Below are 20,644 nucleotides of genomic sequence, written 5' to 3'. Positions count from 1 at the left end.
CAGCACATCACCCTCCGTCACCAAAGGCCAGGTGGCCATCGGCTCACGCGGTCACGCCTTCACCGACGTTCACCCACGGTAAGACTCAGGAGAACTCTTCGAATCACGGCACCAAAGGTGCCCTAGCAGGGACGTCGGAGGGCCTGGCGCTCCAGAGCGGCCTGTAACTGCTCGGGACGCCACTACGTGAGGGCCGCTGGCACCCCAGGGGCGAAGCGTTCTCGGCTGGTGAGACGCGTGAGTGGGACCGGAACGCGGAGCCGAGACACCCGCGCGGAGGCAACAACGCGACGCCCGATGATCGCTGATTGTCCAACTGAGGGGTTTCGCCCCCATGGGGGGCCGACTATATGCTGCGATCTTGGTCGCGGATGTTCCCAGGAAACGGCGATGACCGGAGGTTTCATGTCGGAGTTGCTCGACTACGAAGCGCGCTATCTCGCCATGCTCGACGAACTGACCAACTGCTCCGAAGTGAAGATCTTCTACGGGGAGCGCGGGCCGATCGAGGAAATGATCGGGGACGCCTCGGAGACCTTCGAGCTTATCGCCGACGAGGAAGGCGTTCATCTGGATCCGTCCTTGCATCGCACCTTCCTTCGCTTCGAGGGACTGTCCAGCCACTGGGCCATAGAGCGCCCCGGCCTGTACCTGACGGGCGAGTTCTCGATCCGCCATATCGGTGCCGCCATGCTCACGGTCGGAGCCGAACTCGCCACTGACGACACTCCGGAGGAGGAGCGCCGCGTCTACTCGGAACTTCGCGTCTTCGACGAGCACCCGCGCGGCGGTGGCGGCACCCTGGCTGGCCTACGCATCTCTCCCGGGATGTCGTCACCGGAGGTCTGGTATTTCGACGGGCCGCACGGCGCGTTCAAGCTGAATCTGGGTTACGACGAGTACCTCGATGCGCTGCTGGTCACCAAAGGTGTCTACGGCTGGCAACACCTCTACACCGACGTTTCCCTACGGGACATCGACTTCCTGGCGGCCGCGGAAGCCATGGAGGCGATGCTGGATGTGTTTCCGGAGCTCTTCCCCGACCACGACTATGCTCCCTTTCATCAGCGGCTCGCGGAAAGACGTGGCTAGCCCCGGCAGGGCCAAAGAAGCGTTCTCATGTTGTGAAACCGAGTAGCTGAAGGCCGTCGGCGGGGTGGCTGCGGTAGTGGTCGGTGGCAGCGGCGATGTTGGTCCAGCCGATCAGGCGGGCCAGACCGATGGCCAGGTTGCGGAGACTGGCCATGATTCGGGGTGCGGCGCCGGTCCGGATGCGGGAGGCGTCCTCGCGGTAGGTAACGTCGCGGATGTGGTGCAGCGCTTCGATGCTCCAGTGGCCGCGGATCAGTGCGGCGAGCTGGGCGTGGGTGATCCGCCCTGGTGGGAGGCTGGTGACGGCGTAGACGGTGACGATGGTGGTCTGCCGGTGCGGTGGTCGGTGCGGCGGCGTTTGACCTGGATCGCCTGGGCGGCGTGCGGGAAGGGCAGTCCCGGGCGGACGGTGCAGATCTTCATGCGGCGGATCTCGCGGCGGCCGTGTCCCAGCTCGTCGGTGCGGTCGTTGAGGATCGCCTCGCGCCAGGGCAGCGCCTTGAGCCGGCTCAGCAGGGTGGGCTGGTCGGACTCAGGGGCGCTGTGGCTGCCGTCGGAGTAGCCGCCCGTTCTGGTCAGATGCGCGCGAGGAGTTCCTGTTTCTAAGCAGTGAACTCTTCGGCGGTGAGCACGCCTGCGCGGTGCAGTGCATCGAGGTCGCGCAACTGCACGAAGGCGTCCAGGATCCGGTCCGGGAGTCGACCTCGGACAGCTGGTCCGGCAGGTCGATCTTCGGGAACATCTTCGAGGTTGTCTTGCGCAGCCGCTTCAGGGATGCGCTCTCGCCGAGCGCGCCGAGCCGGTCGACGTTCAGCTTCAACCGGCCGTTGGGCTGAACTTCGGAGCTGAGCTTCGCGTCCTGCCCGGCCTCCGCCAGGCGTTCGGCGAGATCTGGGGTCGGCGCAACGTCGCCGACAAGGTCAAGGACGTCAAGATCTTCCGCAATCGGGTGGTCGGCGTGCTGCTCCTGCACGCAGACTGGATGTGGCTTCAGTCCGGAGGCGGCTGCCGCCTCACGGTCTTCAGTCCCGTCGACGACGAGACCACCGAGAAATTGGAGCGTCTGCATGCCCTCGCGGCCTGACCCGTGCCGAACGGCTCGGACGGCCGCGATCACGCCGAGATGAACGGCTCCGTCAGGTGCGGTGTCGCCAGGTGCAGCGTGGTGGCGGGTTCGCGGCCGAGCATGCGCTCTCTTGAGTGCCTGGCTGCCTCAGGGTCGATCTCGTGCGAGTAGGCGAGCTCGGGGTGGAGCAGCTGGAGCGCGTGCACCAGGAGGTCGCCGGTGACGAGCGCCAGCTCGCGCCCTTCGGCGACCAGCACGCTCTGGTGCCCGGGCGTGTGACCGGGCGTGGCGACCGTGCGCCCGGCGCGCAGCGGCGTGTCCCCGTCGAGGAGCCGGAGCCGACCGGCCGCCGCGAGCGGGTCGGTGAGGGTCTCGCGAAGCTGCGGGTTGAGCGCGTCGAGGGCGTCGAACTCGGCCCGCTGGAGCAGGTATTCGGCGTTCGGGAAGTAGGGGCGGCGGTCGCTGGTCGCGCTGCCCACCGCGCTGCTGGTCGAAGCGTTGCCGTCCACCGCGCCGCCCGCTGATGGGACGGCCGCCTCGGTCACGACCGCCCATCCGACGTGGTCGGTGTGCAGATGCGTGAGCACCACGGTGTCGACCTCGGCCGGGTCGATGCCCGCGGCGGCGAGCGACTCGGGGAGCGCACCGGGCACGGGCGCCCAAGAGCCGGCCGGGCCGTCCGCCGGACCGATCCCGGCGTCCACGATGGTGAGGCCCTTGTCGCTGCGGATCGCGTACGCGCGGAACTGGAGCCGCCAGCGGCCCTCGGCGTCGACCGCGCCCGGGTCGTAGCGGTCGGCCTCGGCCCACTGAGCGGCCGTGGCTTCGGGGAAGGCCTCGGCGCGCGGGGAGAAGAATGGGCCCTCGCCATCGGCGAGGGCGATGATCTCGGTCGAGCCGATCCGGAGGCGGGGGACGCTGAGGGACATGGCCGCGATCCTGCCCTGCCTTGCACGCGGGTGGTGACTCGCCCCACCACCGGCTTTTGAACGTGCTGTGCTCGCGGGGCCCGGTCTGTGTGAGCACGACGATGAGTTGGAGCATGCCGGCCCGCACCATGGCCGACACCATCCTCGACGTCCGCATCAATGACAGTTCGCACGGCGAGATCGGGATCAACACCCTGCTGGCGGGCTCGAACGGCTGTCCGTCGTGCTGGCCGGCGGCGACAACACGGCGTGCGAAGAGCTCAGCGCACTGCTGCCCCAGGGTCCTCATCCGGTAGCCGGCTCGCCATCGCGCGCCAGCCGCAGGACCCCGGCGTGTGCGGCGGCGAGCGTGACGCGCACAGCCTGATCTGCGGTCGCCTCGTCGACCGGATCGGCGGTGATGAGCAGGCGCAGGTAGATCGGGTCAAGCGGTGAGGGCATATCCGTCCTGGTAGCCGCTCTGGTGGACACGATCGTGTTGCCGGGCAAGAACGCGCACGATCGCGCCGACCGGGATCTTGCGGCCTCGGCAGGAAGGGGCAAAGCCGGGGGTGGAGTCGTACCACGGCACTCGGTCGCGGGCGTCGGGGTTGTCGGAGCGGATGTGCGGGCTGTCCCACCGCCGCAAGAAAGCCGCTATGGCCGCGACATACTCCCGGCATACCGCGCTTGGTTAGCTTGAGCTCATCTGAGACAGAACTGACTTGGGGAGATGAGTGATATGTTCCGCGGCATAGGACTTTGCGTCGCGACTGTCGGGCTCGCCGCCACAATGGCAGGCGGGGTTATGGCGAGCACGGCCAGCGCGGCAACGGCGACCGAGTGGCGGCTCCACGGCGTGTACTCGTATTACTCGACCTGTGCCTCTGCGGGGAAGACCGCAGTGAGGAAGAAGAACTCCCTGTACTCCGGCTACAAGTGCAGGTACAACAGCACCACCACCTTCAGCAAGAAGTACTGGCTGTATGTCTCCCCGAAGGGCATAGGCGTCAAGGGCTGAACCGCGGCAAGGCTTCGGCGAACCCGTGGAGGGGCATGCCAAGCACCCGGTCGAAGAAGGCGCCCGATGGGGGTAGAGCTGTAGTTTCGGACGGCCTTGCCGTACCGCCGCCGGGTCGCTCCCCACCGGGTGATCAGCGTCGTTGATCCGCAGGCCCGGCACGTGCGCAAAACCGTCCACCGCCGTCAGGACGGGTTCAAAGGACACGTGGCGGTCGAGCCGGACACCGGGCTGTTCACCGCGGGCCCGGTTGACCGAAGCATGCGGCGAGGACAACCACGAAGCCGTGGTCGGGCTGGCCTTGCTGGACGACCACCCTGCCCACGATGATCCCGCCCATGATGGCTCCAACGGCATCGTCACAACCCGCCCATTTCCCCTTCATCCAGGGCACTCCTGGCCGGGGCCGCTGTGACAGCGATGTGACCGTCTCACCCGTACGCTGGCGTTCCGGATCGGAGGCGGACACGGGGGCGGGAGAGAGGCGGATGAGGGTCCTGGTGGTTGAGGATCACGCCCGGCTCGCCGATTCGGTGGCGCGGGTTCTGCGGCGCGAGGGCATGGCGGTCGACGTGGCGTACGACGGGACGGCGGCGCTCGACCGCACCGTCGAGGTCGACTACGACGTGGTCGTCCTCGACCGGGACCTGCCGGGCGTGCCCGGCGACGAGGTGTGCCGCCGGCTGATGCGGGAGCCGCGACGCACCCGGGTGCTCATGCTGACCGCGGCCGGCACCATCGCCGACCGGGTGCAGGGCCTCACCATCGGCGCGGACGACTACCTGCCGAAGCCGTTCGCCTATCCCGAGCTGGTGGCCCGCATCCGCGCGCTCGGCCGGCGCTCTCAGCCCGCCGCGCCGCCCGTCCTGGTGCACGGTGAGCTGGCGCTGGACCCGGCCCAGCGGGTCGCCACCCGGGCCGGGACGCGGCTGGCGCTCAACCCCAAGGAGCTGGCCGTCCTCGAATACCTGCTCGCCGCGCAGGGCCGGGTGGTCTCCGCCGAGGAACTCCTGGAACGGGTGTGGGACGGGGCCACCGACCCGTTCACGACGACGGTGAAGGCCACCATGAACCGCCTCCGGTCGAAACTCGGCGAGCCGCCCGTCATCGAGACCGTTCCCCGGGCCGGCTACCGGATCTGAGCTGGAAAAGGGGAATCCTCATGGGCCTGACATCCCAGATCTCCGGCATGCGGGTCCGGCTGCGGCTCACCCTCCTGTACGGCGTGCTCTTCCTGCTCTCCGGCGCCGTTCTGCTGACCATCACCTATCTTCTGGTCGCACACAGCGGGACGAACGTCGCGATGTCCACGCTCAGCACGACGCCGTTCGGCGGGCAGGAGAGCGTCAGCATCTTCCTGGGGGAGACCTTGCCGGCGGACTCCCGGCTGCCCGAAGCGGCGCGGCGCATCACCGAGGCGGTCCAGGAGCAGGCCCTCCGGCGACAAGCGGAGATCATGCATCAGCTGCTCGTGCAGTCGGGTGTGGCGCTCGCCATCATGTCGGTCATCGCGGTCGCGCTCGGCTGGCTGGTGGCCGGGCGGGTGCTGCGGCCGTTGCGCACCATGACCGACACCATCCAGCTCATCTCGGCGCGAAATGTGCACGAGCGGCTGGCCGTCACCGGGCCGCGCGACGAGCTCAAGAACCTCGCGGACACCATCGACGGGCTGCTCGGCCGGTTGGAGGCGGCGCTCGACTCGCACAAGCGGTTCGTCGCCAATGCCGCGCACGAGTTGCGTACGCCGCTGACGCTGGAACACGCCCTGCTGGAGGAGGCCGTCATCGACCCGGACGCGACGGTGGACTCGTTCCGGGCGCAGTTCGAGGAACTGATGGGCGTCAGTGAGCAGCAGGCCCGGCTCCTCGAATCGCTGCTCGTCCTGGCGACCAGCGAGCGCGGCCTGGACCACCTGGAGAGCGTCGACCTGTCCGGGCTGACCGGCGACGTGCTGCGGGCCGCCGAGCCGAAGGTGAGAAAACAAGACCTGGCCGTCGCGGCGGAGATCCGGCCCGCGCGGGTCACCGGCGACCCCGCCCTCGTCGAGCGTCTGGTGGCCAACCTGGTCGACAACGCGATCAGTTACAACGTCCCGGACGGGCGGGTAGAGGTGGCGACGGGCACGGAGGGCGCGCGCTCCTTCCTGTCGGTGACCAACACCGGGCCGCCCGTCCCACCGGAGATGGTGGACCAGCTGCTCAGCCCGTTCCAGCGGCTCGATCGGACGGCTGACGACGACGGTCATCACGGCCTCGGGCTGTCCATCGTCCAGTCGATTTCCGCTGCCCACTCGGCGGACCTGACCGTGGGTGCCCGGCCGGAGGGCGGCCTCGCGATCAGGGTGCTTTTCCCGGCTGAAGAAAAGCTGAGTAAGAGCGGCTAAGCGTTTTCTGTGCCCGTCGTGTGACCGGTCGAAGCGTAGAACATAACGCATGTCGACGAATACGAATAAGCCGCCGGCGAAGGAGACGACGATGCGCCGAACTCTTGCCGCGGTTGTTTTGCTGCTTGCCGTGGGAACGGCGGGTTGCACCCGTCAAAATGACCCGAAGGTGGCGACCGTCAACTCCGGCGCGCCCACGGCCAGCGCCAGCGCGGCGGCGGGAAGCGACCAGGCCTCGGAGCTGAAATTCTCGCAGTGCATGCGCGATCAGGGCCTCACCTGGTTCCCCGACCCGGGGCCTGACGGGGGGATGAAGGTGAGCGTCCCCCCCGGAACCGACCAGAGCAAGTACGAGAAGGCCGAGGAGGCGTGCAAGGCGTACGCCCCCGGCGCGAACCAGAACGGCACGATCAGCGACGAGGACCTCAACAAGCTGCGGCAGATGGCGCAGTGCATTCGGGACCACGGATTCTCGAAGTATCCCGACCCCGACGCGAACGGCGGCACCCATTTCGACCCCAAAACTGTCGGAGTGGAGCCCGACGACCCGGCTTTCGAGAAGGCGAGGCAGGAGTGCCAGAAATACCTGCCGCCTCGGAAGAGCGGTGGGAACTCCTGATGGGTGCACGACGCACCGCGGGTGTGGTCGCCGGTGTGCTCTCGATCGCCGCCGTGGCCGCCGTGATCACGGTCTTCAACCTGCCGGAGGCGGAGGGCAGCAACAACCCCGCCGATAACACGCCGGTGCCTACCGCCGACATCACCAAGCAGACGCTGATCGACCGGGAGAACCACGACGGCACGCTCGGCCACGGCGACACCACGACGATCTCGTCGCGCGGCAACGGCACCGTGACCGGGCTGCCCGCGGAGGGCGCCACGGTCACCCGTGGCAAGGCGATCTTCCACCTCGACAACAACCCGGTCACCCTGCTCTATGGCGCGCTCCCCGCCTATCGCACGCTCTCGACGGGCGTCAAGGGAGCCGATGTCAAGCAGTTCGAGCAGAACCTCTGGGCGCTCGGCTACCGCGGCTTCACCGTCGACAGCACCTACAGCTGGGCGACCGCTTCCACGGTCAAAGACTGGCAGGACGATCTCGATCTGACCAAGACCGGCACGGTGGATCCCAGCCAGATCGTGTACACCGCCGGCGCGGTGCGCGTGGCCTCACTGAGTACGCAGGTGGGGACCGTGGTCGGGCCCGGCGCCGCCGTGGAGAAGATCACCGGCACCTCGCCGCGGGCCACGGTCGCGCTGGACACGAGCTCGGGGCGGCTCGCCAAGCAGGGCGCCACGGTGCAGGTCACACTTCCCGACGGGAAGGTCGTCCCAGGAAAGATCATCAAGGTTGCCACGGTCGTGAGCCAGGGCGACAACGGCGAAGCGGACACCACCAAGATCAAGGTGACGATCCGCTTCACCTCGGCGGTCAAGAGCATGGGCGCGGCTGCCGTCACCGTCGCTTTCACCGCCGGCAAGCGGCCGAACGTGCTGGCCGTTCCGGTGGCTGCGCTGCTCGCGCTCGCCGAGGGCGGGTACGGGGTGCAGGTCGCCGACGGAAGCACGACGCGGATCGTGGCTGTGGAGACCGGGCTCTTCGCCGACGGCAAGGCGGAGATCACCGGGAACGGGCTGCAGGCCGGCATGAAGGTGGTGGTGCCGTCGTGAATCCCCTCGAAACCGTCGTGACCGCCCCGGACACCGTCGTCGGCCATCCGGTGATCGGGCTCGCCGGTGTCACCAAGACCTACCCCGGCGGGGTCACCGCGCTGCGCTCGGTCGACCTGGTCGTCGACTACGGCGAGCTGCTGGCGATCGTCGGGCCGTCGGGCTCGGGCAAGTCCACGATGCTGAACATGATCGGCACGCTGGACCGGCCGTCGCAGGGCACCGTGCGAATCGACGGGCACAACGTGGCGTCGCTGTCCGACCGGCAGCTCTCCGCGCTGCGCGCCCGGCGCATCGGCTTCGTCTTCCAGCAGTTCCACCTCGCGCCGGGGCGGGACGCGCTGGGCAACGTCGCCGACGGTCTGCTCTACACCGGCGTCGGCAAGCGGGAACGGGAGCGGCGCGCCGAGGCCGCGCTGGTGCGGGTCGGCCTGGGCGACCGGCTCAGCCACCGCCCCTACCAGCTCTCCGGCGGCGAGCGCCAGCGGGTGGCCGTCGCCCGCGCGGTCGCGGGCGACCCGCCGCTGCTGCTTGCGGACGAGCCGACCGGAAACCTCGACTCGGTCTCCGGCGCCGGGGTGATGGAGCTGCTGCGCGAGCTGAACGAGGCGGGTACGACGATCCTGGTCATCACGCACGACCGCGAGATCGCGAACAGCCTGCCGCGGCAGGTGCCGATGCGCGACGGGCAGGTGGTCTGAGATGTCCGCTCCAACCGCCTCGCCCACCACCCACAATCGGACCCAAGGCTCGCTGCGGCCTGCCCGGCTGCGCCCGTCGGACCTGGCCCGGCTCGGCGGATACGGCCTGCGCTCGCGTCCGCTGCGCGCCGTGCTGTCGGCGCTGGGCATCGCGATCGGCATCGCCGCGATGACCGCGGTGGTCGGCATCTCCGCCTCCAGCCGCGCCGACCTCGACCAGGAACTCGCGAAGCTCGGCACCAACATGCTGACCGTGTCGCCCGGCAACACGATGCTCGGCAAGCAGGCCACGCTGCCCGACGAGTCGGTCGCGATGATCAAGCGGATCGGCCCAGTGCAGTCGGCCACCGCGACCGGCGTGCTCAGTGACACCTACACCTATCGCAACGACCGGATCCCGGCGGCGCAGTCCGGCGGCCTGTCCGTGCTCGCGGCCAAGCTCGACCTGCTCAAGACGGTCAGCGGCACGCTCCACCACGGTGCCTGGCTCAACGCGGCGACCGACCGGTATCCGGCGGTGGTGCTCGGCGCGACGGCGGCCGAGCGGCTCGGGAACGTGCCCGCCGTCTACATCGGCGGCCGGTGGTGGGTCGTGGTCGGGGTGTTGCAGAAGGTGCTGCTCGCGCCGGAGCTCGACTCGGCGGTGCTCATGGGGTGGCCGGCGGCCACGGCGTACCTGGGCTTTGACGGGCATCCGACGACGGTCTACACGCGTTCGGTGGAGTCGCAGGTGGAGGCGGTGCGTGCGGTGCTCGCGCCCACGGCCAACCCGTCGGCGCCGGGCGAGGTGCAGGTGTCGAAGCCGTCCGACGCGCTGGCCGCGCGCCGGGCCGCGAACGCGACATTTACCGCTTTGCTGCTCGGGTTGGGCGCGGTCGCGCTGCTCGTGGGCGGGATCGGCGTCGCCAACACGATGGTGATCTCGGTGCTGGAAAGACGCTCGGAGATCGGCCTGCGCAGATCGCAGGGCGCCACAAAGGGTCAGGTCCGTACGCAGTTCGTCGCGGAGTCGATGCTCCTGTCGCTGCTCGGCGGCGCGTTCGGTGCGCTGCTCGGCTATCTGGTGACCGGAATGTACGCCACGACGCAGAAGTGGCCCACGGTCGTGCCGCTGTGGGTCCTCGCGGGCGGCGTCGGCGCGACGGTGGTGATCGGTGCGATCGCGGGCCTGTACCCGGCGATCCGCGCGGCCCGCCTGGCACCCACGGAGGCCTTGGCGGCGACCTGACGGGCGTTGTTTCGGGGAGGCTCACGGGGCCTCCCCGAAATAGGCAACCATGTGAACCGTGCCGGGTGATCAGTGTCCGGATGACGATCGCGGCATCCGGCGTGGAGAACCGCACGTGCTGCGCGTGGCACGAGGGCTGGGAGAGGTGCGCCCGGAGCTCGACCAGCTGACCACCGGTGGTCAGCAGTCGCGTTGGCCTGCGTGAAGGACCTCGATGCCGGCCTACCCGAACGTCGCGACCGTGCCGGGCGGGCGCGAGCCTAATCGTGCCCGCCGCCGGCGGATGTCCGGAATCTGCAAGCGGCCAGGTCTTCCACGGGAAAGACGGCACTGGCCCCTCCAGGATTCACTTCCGGGAAACAAGCGACGAAAGGGGCCATTCACATGCCCGACATGCCTACCGGAGAGTTCTGGAAGGATCTCAAGCCGATCGAGAACTCCTTCCGCCCCGACGCTCTGCCCGAGGTCTACCTGTCCAAGGTGGCCACGGACGACGACCGCTACTACGTGCCGTTCACCGAGACCGTCGGCTCCCGACCGTTGTGGATCAACGTCAAGGACAACAGCTGGGCCGACATCCTGCGGGCCAAGGAGGCGGGCCTGGTCAACCGGCATTACCACCCGCACGAGGTGTTCGCGTACACGATCTCCGGCAAGTGGGGCTACCTGGAGCGGCCCTGGACGGCGACCGCGGGCGACTTCGTCTACGAGGCCCCGGGCGAGGGGCACACACTGATCGCCTACGACAGCGACGAGCCGATGAAGACGTTCTTCATCGTCAAGGGCCCGCTCATCTGGCTGGACGAGCGCGGCGACCCCGACGGCTTCTTCGACGTGCACGACTACATCAAGATGTGCCGCGAGCACTACGAGAAGGTCGGGATCGGCGCCGACTACGTCAACTCCCTGTTCCGCTGAGCCGCGGCGCACCCCCCTTGAAGTGAGACCGTCATGACTGACACCACTGCAGCGCCGGACGCCCGCGCGGCCGACCGGTACGAGATCCGCCTGCTCGTCATCCTCTTCCTGTCCTTCGGGTTCGTCTTCTTCGACCGTCAGGCGCTGTCGTTCCTGGCGCCGTACATGAACAAAGACTTCGGCCTGTCCAACGCCGAACTCGGAACCCTGTCCGGCGTGCTCGCGCTCACCTGGGCACTGGCCGGCATGTTCGCCGGCCGCCTGTCCGACGCGCTCGGCCGGCGCAAGCCGATTCTGATCGTGACCGTGGTGCTGTTCTCGCTGTTCTCCGCCTCGTCCGGGCTCATGGGCGGATTCGCCGGGCTGCTCGTGGCGCGGGCGCTGATGGGCACGGCCGAGGGCGCGGTGCTGCCGATGGCGCAGTCTCTGATGGTCGAGGCGTCCCGGGAGAGCCGCCGGGGCCTCAACATGGGCCTGCTGCAGGGCTCGTCGGCAGGACTGCTCGGCGGCATCCTGGCGCCGCTGGTCGTGGTGTGGATCGCGGAGACCTACGACTGGCGCGTCGCCTTCTACGTCACGATCATCCCTGGGCTGGTCATGGCCGCGCTCATCTGGAAGTTCGTGCGCGAGCGGTCTCCGCGAACGCCGGCCACGGCGCCCCAGGAAAAGGCAGCAGCGGTCAAGGTGCCGCTGGGCGAGGTGCTCAAGCTGCGCAACATCGTCGTGTGCATGCTCATCGCCTGCTGCTACCTCACCTGGTTCGTCACCATCATCACCTTCACCCCGACGTATCTGACCTCGGTCAAGGGCTTCAGTCCCGGCACGATGAGTGGCGTCATGACCTGTCTGGGGGTGGCGTGGGTGCTGTGGGGATTCGCGACCCCGGCCATCTCCGACCGGATCGGTCGCAAACCGGCGCTGATCGGGTTCACGGTACTCGCGGTGTGCTGCCCGCTCGCCGTGGTCTACGTCGAGAGCCCCGTGCTGCTCGGCGCGATCATGGTGGTCACCTACACCGGGCTCGGCTGCTTCACGCTGTTCATGGCCACGATCCCGGCCGAGACGGTGCCGCGCGGCGCGCTGGCCACGGCGCTCGGCGTGATCATGGGTGTGGGCGAGCTGGCCGGAGGCTTTCTCGGGCCGATGGTCGCGGGCTGGGCGTCCGACCAGTGGGGGCTGCAGGCCGCGATGTTCATCGCCGCAGGTGGCGCGCTGGTCGTGGTGGCGCTGTGCTTCGCGCTGAAGGAGACGGCTCCCGCCGTGCTGCGCCGCCGGGCGGCCGCATGAGGGCGGCGCTCTGGTACGGGGCCAAGGACGTCCGCGTCGAGGACGTCCCGGTGACGCCACCCGGCCCCGGCGAGGTGACGATCGAGGTGGCCTACTGCGGAATCTGCGGCAGCGACCTTCATGAATACGCCGACGGGCCGCACGCCGTCCCCGTGGGCGAGGCACACCCGGAGTCCGGCGTGGCCGCTCCGCTCATCCTGGGGCACGAGTTCTGCGGCACCGTCACCGAGATCGGCAGCGGTGTCACCGGCCTCGTCCCAGGGGACCGGGTGGCGGTGGAGCCGCATTACCGGTGCGGTCGCTGCCCACGGTGTCTAGCAGGGGAGTACAACATCTGCCGGCACTTCGGGTTTGCCGGGCTCATGGGGCACGGCGGGCTGGCCGAGCGCGCCACCGTGCCCGCGTACATGCTGCACCGGCTGCCCGAGCCGGTCTCCTTGGAGCAGGCAGCGGTGTTCGAGCCGGCCGCCGTCGCCCTGCACGCGGTGCGCCGGGCCGGGATCCGCCCCGGCGAGAGCGTCGCCGTTCTCGGCCTGGGCCCGATCGGGCTGCTCGTCACCCAGCTCGCCGCACGGTACGGCGCCGGGCGCATCGTCGCCGCCGACCGGTCCCCGGCTCGCCGCGAGATGGCTCTGCGCCTGGGAGCCGCCGAGACCGGCGCGGACCTCGCCGACCTGGCCGGCGGCGAGGGGGCGGACGTCACGTTCGAGGTGGTCGGCTCACAGGACACCCTGCGTGCCTGCCTGGCCGCCACCAGGCGAGGCGGGCGGGTGATGTTGCTCGGTCTGACCGGCACGGTCAGTGTGGACGCCTTCGCCCTGGTGAACAACGAGCAGACGATCATGACCAGCGTGGGATACCGCGACGTCTATCCGGAGCTGATCCGCATGGTGGCCGAGGAGGGCGTGGACCTGGCCGGGATCATCACCTCCACCATCCCTCTGGAGCACGTCGTACGTGACGGATTCGAGGCGCTGTTGCGCGGACAGGAGCAGGTTAAAGTGCTGGTACGACCTGGGGAGCAGCGGTGGTGAGCGGGGAGTTCGCGGGGCGGCGGGCGTTCGTGACCGGGGGCACCTCGGGGATCGGTGCGGCCACGGCCGTGCTCCTCGCCGAGTTGGGCGCCGACGTGACCGCCTTGGGCCTGCCGCCCGCCGACCCCGCCGATCTGCCCGGCCACCCGCGCGTCCGCGTGGTGGAGCACGACGTGCTGGATCGTGCCGGGCTGACCGGCCTGCTGTCTGCGGGCGAGCCGCTGGACGCGTTGGTGAACTGCGCGGGCGTCAGCCACGACCGCGAGGAGTACGACCTCGCCCGCTGGCAGCGGGTCATCGAGATCAACCTCACCGCTGTCATGGTCGCCTGCCAGGCCGCCCGCCCGTCCCTGGCCGAGAATGGCGGCGCCATCGTGAACGTCTCGTCCATGTTCGCCTTCTCGGGTAGCCGGGACCGGCCCGCCTACAGCGCGAGCAAGGGCGGCGTCTCCCAGCTCACCAAGTCGCTGGCGGCCGAGTACGCCGCCGACGGCATCAGGGTCAACGCCGTCGCGCCCGGCTTCGTGATCACCCCGCTGGCCCGGGGCGTGCTCGACGATCCCCAGGCCACGGCCCAGGTCCTGGCCCGCATCCCGGCCGGGCGTCTCGGGCAGCCGGGCGAGGTCGCCTCGGTGGTGGCGTTCTTGTGCTCGGCGGCGGCCTCGTACGTCACCGGCGCGGTCGTCCCCGTGGACGGAGGCTATCTCGCCGTGTGACCCGTCACCTAAGCTGAGTTCTCCTGACATGCACGCACACCAGGAGGTCGCATGTCCGCCCTCTCCGTGATCTCCCGAGCTACCACCGAGCACGTCGAACCTGCCGAGCGCATCCATTACTGGGAGGACTACAACCGCAAGGCGCTGGTGGGCCTGTCCTGCACCTCCTACTCCGAGCAGGGCCTGCTGGCCAGGCAGACCAACATCGAGCTGGGCGGGCTGCGCCTGGCCGAGATCGCCGGCAACGCCCACGCCATCGAGCGCAGCCCGCAGACGGTCAGATCGACGCCCAAGGACTCGGTGTTCGCGAACCTGCTGGTCAAGGGAGAGGCGGTGTTCCTGCACGAGAACGGCTGCCTCGCCGCCACAGCGGGCGAACTGGTCGTCTACGACACGCGCCGGCCGTACCTGTTCGGGTTCTCCTCCTCCATGCGGCAGATCCTGGTGGACGTGCCACGTGACCTGTTCGCGCGGACGTGCGTAGGAGGCGGATTGCCCGGGCCGATGCTGTTCGGGCGAGGCACGGCGCGGGAGGGCGCGCTCGTGGCCGCGCTGAGCTCCCTGCTCGGCGGGCTGGCTGCCCTGCGTGACAGGCACGATCCCGGCGACGCCGAACGTGCCGTGCTCGACTTGCTCAGGCAGCTCGCCGAGGAGCGTACGGGCGGGCGGACGGGGCCCGACGCCTACCAGTCGCAGCTCATCGTGGCCGAGGACTACATCGAGCGCCACCTGCACGACCCCTGTCTCGGAGCCTCTCAGGTGGCCGGGGTCATGGGCATCTCGGTACGGCATCTGGCGCGGATCTTCGAGTCGACCGGTAGGTCGCCGGCGCGGTACATCATGGAGCGGCGCCTGGTCCGGGCGCATCAGGAGCTCACCGGGCCCGGGGCGTGGCAGACCACGATCGCCGACGTCGCGCATCGGTGGGGGTTCTCCAGCCAGGCCCACTTCGCCCGCCTCTTCCGCGCCAGGTTCAGCCTCACCCCGAGCGAGGCCCGCGGGGAGACAACGAAGCCGATCGCGTAAACGGAGGAGACACGCCTCCCGTAGCGCGAGTGGTGCGGGCAAGGTTCGCCCACATGAGCCGGGGGCGTGTCCCGGCATCCGGTCGCGAGCATCTCAACTCTCGGAGGCGTGGTCCACCACGTTTCCCGCCAAGACGGTCGGGTCCTCGTTCGTGCGCCACTGGGAGGTCGCCGGGTCGTCCCACGCCTCACTGCCGAGCTTCACCGCACCGACGAGTGCCAACCATGCCGGGAACATCGGCGCCGGGCTCTGCTTCCTGGTCGGAGCACACGTGCCTTCTCCGCTGACCAGCTTCACGACATGTATGGCACCCATAGGCGGTACCTGAAGCAGGTCGACGCGGCTCTCAAGGTGGCAAAGCAGGATGGTTACGTGCTCCCTGGCGACGCATGGGCAATCCGATCTGAAGCCGCCCGATCCTCGGTAGGGAGCTGAGGGCCGGTTCCGGCCTCGCCAGTCTGCGTGGCGAGGCCGCACCATTGCCGGGTCAACGGCCGCCTGAGCCCAGCTTTCACCCCTTGAACTCACGGGGCGGGTGCCAGGCAGGGTATCGGCGGGCCATGACGCTGAGCGGGAGCACCGGTTCGCCAACATCGAGGCCCGCCGGCTCGACCATGATTCGTGCGCGAGACGCAGAGCCGGGCCGGATGAGCCTGGCCGAGAGGATCGCCATGCTGCCGTCACCCTCCGTCCCACCAGCTGGCGTCGTCAACCTCCGTAGTGCAGCCAGACGGACTTGAGTTCGGTGTACGCGTCGATCGCCCACGGACCCATCTCTCGGCCCCATCCCGAGGCCTTGTAACCGCCCCACGGTGCAGCCATGTCCGGGATTGGCGGCATGTTAACGAAGACGGCGCCGGCCTTGATGCCGTTGGCGAGCCGCTGCGACGTCGCGAGATCCTTCGTCCAGATCGTCGCGGCAAGGCCATATTCAGTGTCGTTCGCGCGGGCGAGCAGGTGGTCGAGTTCGGCGTCACCGTCGTACGTCGTGATCGCGAGCACCGGGCCGAAGATCTCCTCGCGCATGATCGTCATCTCGTCGTTCACTCCGGAAAACAGCGTCGGCTCGAAGAAGTAACCGTCACCGTCGACCGGGCTCCCCCCGGTGACCAGCTCAGCACCCTCCTCCACGCCTGTGCGCACGAGACGATCGACGTGGTCGCGGTGCCGACTGGAGACGAGTGGCCCAAGAGCCGTGGACTCGTCGGCCCCAGGTCCGAGGCGCAGGGAACCCATGCCCGCGGCGAGCTTGTCGACGAACTCCGCCTCACGTGCCTTGTCCACGTAGAACCGGGTGTACGCCGCACACACCTGTCCCGTGTTCAGCGTCCCGCCGAGCAAGTTCCCCCCGACAGCCGCGTCGATGTTCGCGTCGCGCGCGATGATGCTCGGCGCTTTTCCGCCGAGCTCGAGCGTGAGCCGCTTGAGATTGGATTCCGCGCTGGCGATCGTGATCCGCCGGCCGACCGCTGTCGAGCCGGTGTAGGACAGGTGGTCGACGTCGGGGTGCCGGCTCAGCAGTTCGCCCACCGACCCGTCGCCGGTGACGATGTTGACCACGCCCGGGGGGAAGCCCGCCTCGGCGCAGAGCTGGACAAGTCGCAGGCTGGTCAGCGGCGTCACTTCGCTGGGTTTGATCACCACGGTGTTCCCGGTGGCGAGGGCCGGAGCCAGTTTCCAGGCCAGGATCATCAGCGGGAAGTTCCAGGGCGTGACGAGCGCGTTGACTCCGATGGGCTCGCGCTTGGTGTAGTGCAGGGTCTCCGGGAAGGAAACCGGGTTCACGGTCCCCTGCACCTTGGTCACCCACCCGGCGTAGTAGCGGAAGTGTTCCGCGGCGCCGGCGACGGAGACCGCTCGGGAGATGCCGATCGGCTGGCCCTGGTCCCGCGTCTCCAGCTGGGCCAGTTCCTCGGCGTTCTCCTCGATCAGGGCGGCGAGACGAAAGAGTAGCGCTGCACGCTGCACCGGAAGGAGCCCGGTCCAATCGGCTCCCCCCAGCGCGGCGCGCGCGGCCGCCACGGCCGCGTCGACGTCGCCTCGCGAGGCGACTCCTACTTCCGTAATCGTCTCGCCGGTGGCGGGATCCAAAGTCTCGAAGGACCCGCCCGACGCAAACACCCACTCACCTTCGATGAACAGCTTCGCGGTCATCATGCTCTCCTGTCGCCCACAACTTGATGTCCGGCCCAGTATCGGTAGGCGGCGAACGTGGGGGCTTGGATCTGCGTGCCGACCTGTTGGCAATGGCCGCAACGCGTCGGGCTACCCGGTGTCAGCCGGCGGTGATCCGGCCGCGTACCTCGCCCAGGCCGACGACGGTGCCGCCGGGGCCGGGCGCCGTAGCCGTGATGACCACCTCGTCCTCGTTCTCGAGGAAGGTCCGGACGCTGCCGTCGGGAAGCGTGAGTGGCTCGCTTCCCGCCCACGTGAGCTCGATCAGCGAGCCGCGCTGTTCCGGTAGCGGCCCGCTCACGGTGCCCGAGGCGAACAGGTCACCCGTCCGCAGGGACGCTCCGTTGATCGTCATGTGCGCCAGCATCTGCGCCCCTGTCCAGTACATCGACGCGAACGGTGGGCGCGAGATCACGTGCCCGTTCAAGGCCACGTCGAGGCGGACGTCGAGTCCCCACGGAGAGCCGCTGCTGTCGTCCAGGTACTCCGCCGGCCGCGGGTCTCGCGCAGGCGGGGCGACCCTCGCCGTGTCCAAGGCCGCCAGCGGCACGATCCACGGCGAGATCGATGTGTGGAACGACTTTCCCAGGAACGGACCGAGGGGCACGTACTCCCACGCTTGGATGTCGCGCGCGGACCAGTCGTTGACGAGGCAGATCCCGAATACGTGTTCCGTGAACGCCTCGAGCGGCACCGCCTGCCCGCGGGCCGTCGGCGTACCCACCACGAAGCCGATCTCTGCCTCGATGTCGAGGCGTGCCGAGAGCTCGACGACGATCTGACCATCGGCCCTGCGCAACTGTCCGCGAGGGCGGAGCACCGGTTCGCCGGAGACGACCACGGTGCCGGCTCTGCCGTGGTAGCCGATCGGCAGGTGCTTCCAGTTCGGCGTCAAGGGTTCCTGGTCGGGCCGGAACATGCGGCCGAGATTGGTGGCGTGGTGCTCCGACGCATAGAAGTCGACGTAGTCGGCGACCGTGAACGGAAGCTGCATGACGACCGACTCCAACGGAAGCAACAACGGCTCGAGCACGTTGCGGTGGTCCGTGCGGCTCAGCCAGGCCTGGAGGTCGGCGCGGACACGGGTCCAGGCCGCCACGCCGGCTCCGAGCAGGAGGTCGAGCGAGCCGTCGGCGAAGAGGCGCTCGTCGGGGCTGCCGAGCACCCGGTACGCGGCACCGAGGTCGAGGACCCGGTCGCCCACACGTACGCCGACTCGGCTCCCGTCACCGGCGTCGAAGACTCCGTAGGGAAGTGTCTGCAGCCCGAAGGGATCCCCCTCGGAGAGAGCGATCCATTCCGCCGGAAGCGGCGCCGCTTCGGCGGTCATTCGGCGATCGCCCCCACAAGCCGCAGGTCGACAAGGTCAGCCATGGGTTCCTCGATGCTGCAGGTGCCGAAGGAGCAGAAGTGCCCGCGCACGGCCGCGGCGAGTTCTGTTGAGAGGTCCGAAACCGCAGTGCCGACGCGCGTGGCGTCACGCTCGGCAAGCAAGCCGCGCACGCGTGCACGGTCGGCCCCGCCAAGGCTGGCCGCCGTGGCCAGCAGTACGTTGAGGAAACCGTGGTGTTCGAACCCGGTGGCGGGATCGGTGTGTCGCACCGCACGGTGCAGCCCGGCGGTGAGCTTGAACGGGACCCCGTGAGTCACGGCGTGATCGATGAATCGGGCAAGTTGCTCCTCGCTGGGGAAGTCGGCCGCGGCCAGGCCACCCGTGCGGACCTTGAGCCGAAGACCCGCCGCGGCTAGTCCTGCGATGAGGTCCTCATCGACCGTGTGCGTCCCAAGCTCGACGTAGGCGGTGACCCCCTCCGGTAGGAGCGAGCGCACGTCGAAGAGCTCTCGGGGCGACGGCGTCATGAGGGGCAGCTCAACCGAGACGACGGTCGCCCGCCCTTCGAGGGCGACCGCGGCCAGGCTGGGAGCGAGCTCGGGCAGCCCTGCGGGCACGGTGAGCGCGACGTCCAGCGGGAGTTCGCCGACCGCACGGTCGGACAACACCCTCATCAGCTCCGACCACCGCGGGCCGGCGCACACGAAGGGTCCGACATAGCGGCCGATCGGGGAAAGTCTTCGTGCTAGGTGGTCGACCACGGCCTCAGGCAGCGGTGCCCTGCCCGGCGGGAAGATCGCGGCATCGTCGAGGAGCCCGTCGAAGAGTACACCGGTCGCCTGGATCTGTTGCGGGACCCGGTTCACTTCGGCCCCCGACCCGACCAGCTCCACGCGTAGAGCCCGTCGTCCGAAGCGCGGCCTGCTTCGCCCAGCTCGAGCGGACGGAAGGTGTCCACCATGACGGCGAGCTCGTCGAAGAACTCCGCCCCGAGTGATGCCTCGACCGCGCCCGGCTGGGGGCCGTGGGCATGTCCTCCGGGATGGAGGGAGATCGATCCGACGTCGATGCCGGAGCCGGCACGTGCCTCGTAGTCACCCCCGACGTAGAACATCACCTCGTCGCTGTCGACGTTCGAGTGGTAGTACGGCACGGGGACCGCGAGTGGGTGGTAGTCGACCTTGCGCGGCACGAAGTTGCAGACCACGAAGTTGGGCCCCTCGAACACCTGGTGGACAGGAGGCGGCTGGTGCACGCGGCCGGTGATCGGCTCGAAGTCGGCAATGTTGAAGGCGTAGGGGTAGAGGCAGCCATCCCAGCCGACGACGTCGAAGGGATGCTGCGGGACGACATGGACCGAGCCCGCCAGCCCACCGGGCCCCGCTCCGCGGTGCTTCACGTAGATCTCGACATCGTGGCCTTCGACCACCTGCGCAGCGCTCGGAAGTCGCAGGTCGCGCTCGCAGTACGGCGCGTGTTCGAGGAACTGCCCGTAGCGCGAGAGGTACCTCTTGGGAGGTGTGATGTGACCGTTCGCCTCGATGAAGTAGAGCCGGAGCGGCTGGTCGCCCGTCGGAAGCCAACGATGGGTCGTGCTGCGTGGGAGCACGACGTAGTCGCCGGTGCCGACCTCGAGATCTCCGAAGACGGTCTCGACGACTCCGGCCCCGGACTCGACGTACACGCACTCGTCACCCGTCGCGTTCCGGTAGAGGGGTGAGGTCTCCCCGGCCGCCGCGTACGCGATCCGGACGTCGGCATTGCCGAGGACCAGGCGCCGCCCGGTCACAGCGTCCGTGGACTTCCACTCTTCACCCGGAAAGAGGTCGTGCAGCTTCAGGTGGCGGGGCTTCAGGGGATGGTTGGCGACGGTACCGGGGTCGGGAAGCTCCCATGTTCGGGCATCGACGATCGCGGAGGGAATCGCAACGTGGTAGAGGAGCGACGAGTCCGAGGAGAACCCCTCCTCTCCCATCAGCTCCTCGTAGTAGAGCCGCCCCCTTCCGTCTCGGTGCTGCGTGTGGCGCTTGGCCGGAACGTTGCCGACACGCTGGTAGTGGGCCATGGCGTAGTGCCTCCGGGTCG

Annotated in this window: 26 protein-coding genes and 1 pseudogene; 18 read left to right on the top strand and 9 right to left on the bottom strand. The window is 68.9% G+C overall.

The genetic code is table 11. From position 1 onward, the window contains the following. Nucleotides 1-405: 405 nt before the first annotated feature. Complete coding sequence (locus EJK15_RS16920) at nucleotides 406-1,092, top strand: hypothetical protein (RefSeq protein WP_206060911.1); 687 nt, start codon at nucleotides 406-408, stop codon at nucleotides 1,090-1,092. 25 nt (nucleotides 1,093-1,117) lie between these two features. Here EJK15_RS16920 and EJK15_RS77580 read toward each other — a convergent pair whose 3' ends face one another. Next, a complete protein-coding gene (locus EJK15_RS77580) occupies nucleotides 1,118-1,246 on the bottom strand; it encodes a hypothetical protein (RefSeq protein WP_420847060.1) in 129 nt (42 codons plus the stop codon). A gap of 63 nt (nucleotides 1,247-1,309) precedes the next feature. Here EJK15_RS77580 and EJK15_RS16915 point away from each other — a divergent pair, with 63 nt between their 5' ends. After that, entirely contained in the window at nucleotides 1,310-1,654 is a 345-nt protein-coding gene (locus EJK15_RS16915; RefSeq protein WP_138711377.1) for a hypothetical protein, read from the top strand. A gap of 84 nt (nucleotides 1,655-1,738) precedes the next feature. Then, entirely contained in the window at nucleotides 1,739-2,176 is a 438-nt protein-coding gene (locus EJK15_RS77575; RefSeq protein WP_171074350.1) for an MmyB family transcriptional regulator, read from the top strand. Nucleotides 2,177-2,205: 29 nt separating this feature from the next. Here the strand turns inward: EJK15_RS77575 and EJK15_RS16905 are convergent, their stop codons facing one another. After that, the gene (locus EJK15_RS16905) at nucleotides 2,206-3,087 is read right to left on the bottom strand and encodes an MBL fold metallo-hydrolase (protein WP_138711375.1); all 882 of its coding nucleotides are present in this window, start codon (nucleotides 3,085-3,087) and stop codon (nucleotides 2,206-2,208) included. Between the two features lie 113 nt (nucleotides 3,088-3,200). On the opposite strand from EJK15_RS16905, the gene EJK15_RS72785 reads away from it, so the two are divergent. Further along, nucleotides 3,201-3,383, top strand: coding sequence for a hypothetical protein (locus tag EJK15_RS72785; RefSeq protein ID WP_206060910.1), 183 nt, complete (start codon nucleotides 3,201-3,203; stop codon nucleotides 3,381-3,383). Here EJK15_RS72785 and EJK15_RS16900 read toward each other — a convergent pair. Both EJK15_RS16900 and EJK15_RS16895 read right to left on the bottom strand, forming a co-directional pair. Further along, nucleotides 3,373-3,528 (bottom strand): hypothetical protein, encoded by a 156-nt coding sequence (locus tag EJK15_RS16900; RefSeq protein ID WP_206060909.1) that lies wholly within the window; start codon nucleotides 3,526-3,528, stop codon nucleotides 3,373-3,375. The two genes, EJK15_RS72785 and EJK15_RS16900, sit on opposite strands and share 11 nt — an antisense overlap. Continuing rightward, nucleotides 3,512-3,715, bottom strand: coding sequence for a hypothetical protein (locus EJK15_RS16895; RefSeq protein ID WP_138711374.1), 204 nt, complete (start codon nucleotides 3,713-3,715; stop codon nucleotides 3,512-3,514). The genes EJK15_RS16900 and EJK15_RS16895 overlap by 17 nt, the downstream gene beginning before the upstream one ends. Before the next feature lie 84 nt (nucleotides 3,716-3,799). On the opposite strand from EJK15_RS16895, the gene EJK15_RS16890 reads away from it, so the two are divergent. The 13 genes and pseudogenes from EJK15_RS16890 (at nucleotide 3,800) to EJK15_RS16830 (ending at nucleotide 15,051) form a co-directional block, all read left to right on the top strand. After that, a complete protein-coding gene (locus EJK15_RS16890; protein ID WP_138711373.1) occupies nucleotides 3,800-4,087 on the top strand; it encodes a hypothetical protein in 288 nt (95 codons plus the stop codon). Nucleotides 4,088-4,195: 108 nt separating this feature from the next. Beyond that, nucleotides 4,196-4,394, top strand: a pseudogene (locus tag EJK15_RS16885) (IS5/IS1182 family transposase); the annotation flags it as partial. Between the two features lie 181 nt (nucleotides 4,395-4,575). Then, nucleotides 4,576-5,229 (top strand): response regulator transcription factor, encoded by a 654-nt coding sequence (locus tag EJK15_RS16880; protein ID WP_138711372.1) that lies wholly within the window; start codon nucleotides 4,576-4,578, stop codon nucleotides 5,227-5,229. 20 nt (nucleotides 5,230-5,249) lie between these two features. Further along, nucleotides 5,250-6,470: a sensor histidine kinase gene (locus EJK15_RS16875; RefSeq protein WP_206060908.1), complete on the top strand. Its 1,221-nt coding sequence runs from the start codon at nucleotides 5,250-5,252 to the stop codon at nucleotides 6,468-6,470. A 169-nt stretch (nucleotides 6,471-6,639) separates the two neighbouring features. Further along, complete coding sequence (locus tag EJK15_RS16870) at nucleotides 6,640-7,089, top strand: hypothetical protein (protein ID WP_138711371.1); 450 nt, start codon at nucleotides 6,640-6,642, stop codon at nucleotides 7,087-7,089. Then, nucleotides 7,089-8,141, top strand: coding sequence for a peptidoglycan-binding protein (locus tag EJK15_RS16865; RefSeq protein ID WP_138711370.1), 1,053 nt, complete (start codon nucleotides 7,089-7,091; stop codon nucleotides 8,139-8,141). The genes EJK15_RS16870 and EJK15_RS16865 overlap by 1 nt, the downstream gene beginning before the upstream one ends. A 50-nt stretch (nucleotides 8,142-8,191) precedes the next feature. Then, the gene (locus EJK15_RS16860; RefSeq protein WP_138711391.1) at nucleotides 8,192-8,842 is read left to right on the top strand and encodes an ABC transporter ATP-binding protein; all 651 of its coding nucleotides are present in this window, start codon (nucleotides 8,192-8,194) and stop codon (nucleotides 8,840-8,842) included. A 1-nt stretch (nucleotide 8,843) separates the two neighbouring features. Then, nucleotides 8,844-10,070, top strand: a complete 1,227-nt coding sequence (locus tag EJK15_RS16855) for an ABC transporter permease (protein WP_138711369.1) — start codon at nucleotides 8,844-8,846, stop codon at nucleotides 10,068-10,070. Nucleotides 10,071-10,454: 384 nt separating this feature from the next. After that, the gene (locus tag EJK15_RS16850; protein ID WP_138711368.1) at nucleotides 10,455-10,988 is read left to right on the top strand and encodes a 2,4'-dihydroxyacetophenone dioxygenase family protein; all 534 of its coding nucleotides are present in this window, start codon (nucleotides 10,455-10,457) and stop codon (nucleotides 10,986-10,988) included. 33 nt (nucleotides 10,989-11,021) lie between these two features. Continuing rightward, nucleotides 11,022-12,275, top strand: a complete 1,254-nt coding sequence (locus tag EJK15_RS16845; RefSeq protein WP_138711367.1) for an MFS transporter — start codon at nucleotides 11,022-11,024, stop codon at nucleotides 12,273-12,275. After that, complete coding sequence (locus tag EJK15_RS16840) at nucleotides 12,272-13,309, top strand: 2,3-butanediol dehydrogenase (RefSeq protein WP_138711366.1); 1,038 nt, start codon at nucleotides 12,272-12,274, stop codon at nucleotides 13,307-13,309. The genes EJK15_RS16845 and EJK15_RS16840 overlap by 4 nt, the downstream gene beginning before the upstream one ends. Then, on the top strand, nucleotides 13,306-14,025 hold the full coding sequence (locus tag EJK15_RS16835) for an SDR family NAD(P)-dependent oxidoreductase (RefSeq protein WP_138711365.1): 720 nt from the start codon (nucleotides 13,306-13,308) through the stop codon (nucleotides 14,023-14,025). Before EJK15_RS16840 ends, EJK15_RS16835 begins: the two co-directional genes overlap by 4 nt. Before the next feature lie 51 nt (nucleotides 14,026-14,076). Further along, nucleotides 14,077-15,051: a helix-turn-helix domain-containing protein gene (locus EJK15_RS16830; RefSeq protein ID WP_138711364.1), complete on the top strand. Its 975-nt coding sequence runs from the start codon at nucleotides 14,077-14,079 to the stop codon at nucleotides 15,049-15,051. 93 nt (nucleotides 15,052-15,144) lie between these two features. Here the strand turns inward: EJK15_RS16830 and EJK15_RS16825 are convergent, their stop codons facing one another. Next, nucleotides 15,145-15,348 carry a hypothetical protein gene (locus EJK15_RS16825; protein ID WP_138711363.1) on the bottom strand — a complete coding sequence of 68 codons (204 nt, stop codon included), beginning with the start codon at nucleotides 15,346-15,348 and terminating at the stop codon, nucleotides 15,145-15,147. Nucleotides 15,349-15,351: 3 nt separating this feature from the next. Here EJK15_RS16825 and EJK15_RS77570 point away from each other — a divergent pair, with 3 nt between their 5' ends. Further along, complete coding sequence (locus EJK15_RS77570; RefSeq protein WP_420847059.1) at nucleotides 15,352-15,486, top strand: hypothetical protein; 135 nt, start codon at nucleotides 15,352-15,354, stop codon at nucleotides 15,484-15,486. Nucleotides 15,487-15,759: 273 nt separating this feature from the next. On the opposite strand, the gene EJK15_RS16820 is transcribed toward EJK15_RS77570, so the two are convergent. The 4 genes from EJK15_RS16820 to EJK15_RS16805 form a co-directional block, all read right to left on the bottom strand. Further along, nucleotides 15,760-17,208: an aldehyde dehydrogenase family protein gene (locus EJK15_RS16820; RefSeq protein ID WP_240777021.1), complete on the bottom strand. Its 1,449-nt coding sequence runs from the start codon at nucleotides 17,206-17,208 to the stop codon at nucleotides 15,760-15,762. Nucleotides 17,209-17,326: 118 nt separating this feature from the next. Then, nucleotides 17,327-18,556: a fumarylacetoacetase gene (fahA, locus tag EJK15_RS16815; protein WP_138711362.1), complete on the bottom strand. Its 1,230-nt coding sequence runs from the start codon at nucleotides 18,554-18,556 to the stop codon at nucleotides 17,327-17,329. Further along, nucleotides 18,553-19,452 carry a hypothetical protein gene (locus EJK15_RS16810; protein WP_138711361.1) on the bottom strand — a complete coding sequence of 300 codons (900 nt, stop codon included), beginning with the start codon at nucleotides 19,450-19,452 and terminating at the stop codon, nucleotides 18,553-18,555. The genes fahA and EJK15_RS16810 overlap by 4 nt, the downstream gene beginning before the upstream one ends. Further along, the gene (locus tag EJK15_RS16805) at nucleotides 19,422-20,624 is read right to left on the bottom strand and encodes a homogentisate 1,2-dioxygenase (RefSeq protein WP_138711360.1); all 1,203 of its coding nucleotides are present in this window, start codon (nucleotides 20,622-20,624) and stop codon (nucleotides 19,422-19,424) included. Before EJK15_RS16805 ends, EJK15_RS16810 begins: the two co-directional genes overlap by 31 nt. Nucleotides 20,625-20,644 lie beyond the last annotated feature (20 nt).

This window comes from Nonomuraea basaltis (genome assembly GCF_005893125.1).
Taxonomy (GTDB): Bacteria; Actinomycetota; Actinomycetes; order Streptosporangiales; family Streptosporangiaceae; genus Nonomuraea; species Nonomuraea basaltis.
The sequence above is the reverse complement of the archived record's forward strand: the minus strand, read 5'-3'. Positions and strand labels throughout refer to the sequence as shown.

Bases quoted from the DNA above. Each gene is read 5' to 3' on its own strand.
- EJK15_RS77570 (WP_420847059.1), top strand. From the start codon at position 15,352: ATGTATGGCACCCATAGGCGGTACCTGAAGCAGGTCGACGCGGCTCTC.
- EJK15_RS16865 (WP_138711370.1), top strand. From the start codon at position 7,089: ATGGGTGCACGACGCACCGCGGGTGTGGTCGCCGGTGTGCTCTCGATC.
- EJK15_RS16805 (WP_138711360.1), bottom strand. From the start codon at position 20,624: ATGGCCCACTACCAGCGTGTCGGCAACGTTCCGGCCAAGCGCCACACG.
- EJK15_RS16900 (WP_206060909.1), bottom strand. From the start codon at position 3,528: ATGCCCTCACCGCTTGACCCGATCTACCTGCGCCTGCTCATCACCGCC.
- EJK15_RS16890 (WP_138711373.1), top strand. From the start codon at position 3,800: ATGAGTGATATGTTCCGCGGCATAGGACTTTGCGTCGCGACTGTCGGG.
- EJK15_RS16875 (WP_206060908.1), top strand. From the start codon at position 5,250: ATGGGCCTGACATCCCAGATCTCCGGCATGCGGGTCCGGCTGCGGCTC.
- EJK15_RS72785 (WP_206060910.1), top strand. From the start codon at position 3,201: ATGCCGGCCCGCACCATGGCCGACACCATCCTCGACGTCCGCATCAAT.
- EJK15_RS16905 (WP_138711375.1), bottom strand. From the start codon at position 3,087: ATGTCCCTCAGCGTCCCCCGCCTCCGGATCGGCTCGACCGAGATCATC.
- EJK15_RS16920 (WP_206060911.1), top strand. From the start codon at position 406: ATGTCGGAGTTGCTCGACTACGAAGCGCGCTATCTCGCCATGCTCGAC.
- EJK15_RS16820 (WP_240777021.1), bottom strand. From the start codon at position 17,208: ATGATGACCGCGAAGCTGTTCATCGAAGGTGAGTGGGTGTTTGCGTCG.
- EJK15_RS16840 (WP_138711366.1), top strand. From the start codon at position 12,272: ATGAGGGCGGCGCTCTGGTACGGGGCCAAGGACGTCCGCGTCGAGGAC.
- EJK15_RS16850 (WP_138711368.1), top strand. From the start codon at position 10,455: ATGCCCGACATGCCTACCGGAGAGTTCTGGAAGGATCTCAAGCCGATC.
- EJK15_RS16880 (WP_138711372.1), top strand. From the start codon at position 4,576: ATGAGGGTCCTGGTGGTTGAGGATCACGCCCGGCTCGCCGATTCGGTG.
- EJK15_RS16855 (WP_138711369.1), top strand. From the start codon at position 8,844: ATGTCCGCTCCAACCGCCTCGCCCACCACCCACAATCGGACCCAAGGC.
- EJK15_RS16830 (WP_138711364.1), top strand. From the start codon at position 14,077: ATGTCCGCCCTCTCCGTGATCTCCCGAGCTACCACCGAGCACGTCGAA.
- EJK15_RS16845 (WP_138711367.1), top strand. From the start codon at position 11,022: ATGACTGACACCACTGCAGCGCCGGACGCCCGCGCGGCCGACCGGTAC.
- EJK15_RS77580 (WP_420847060.1), bottom strand. From the start codon at position 1,246: ATGGCCAGTCTCCGCAACCTGGCCATCGGTCTGGCCCGCCTGATCGGC.
- fahA (WP_138711362.1), bottom strand. From the start codon at position 18,556: ATGACCGCCGAAGCGGCGCCGCTTCCGGCGGAATGGATCGCTCTCTCC.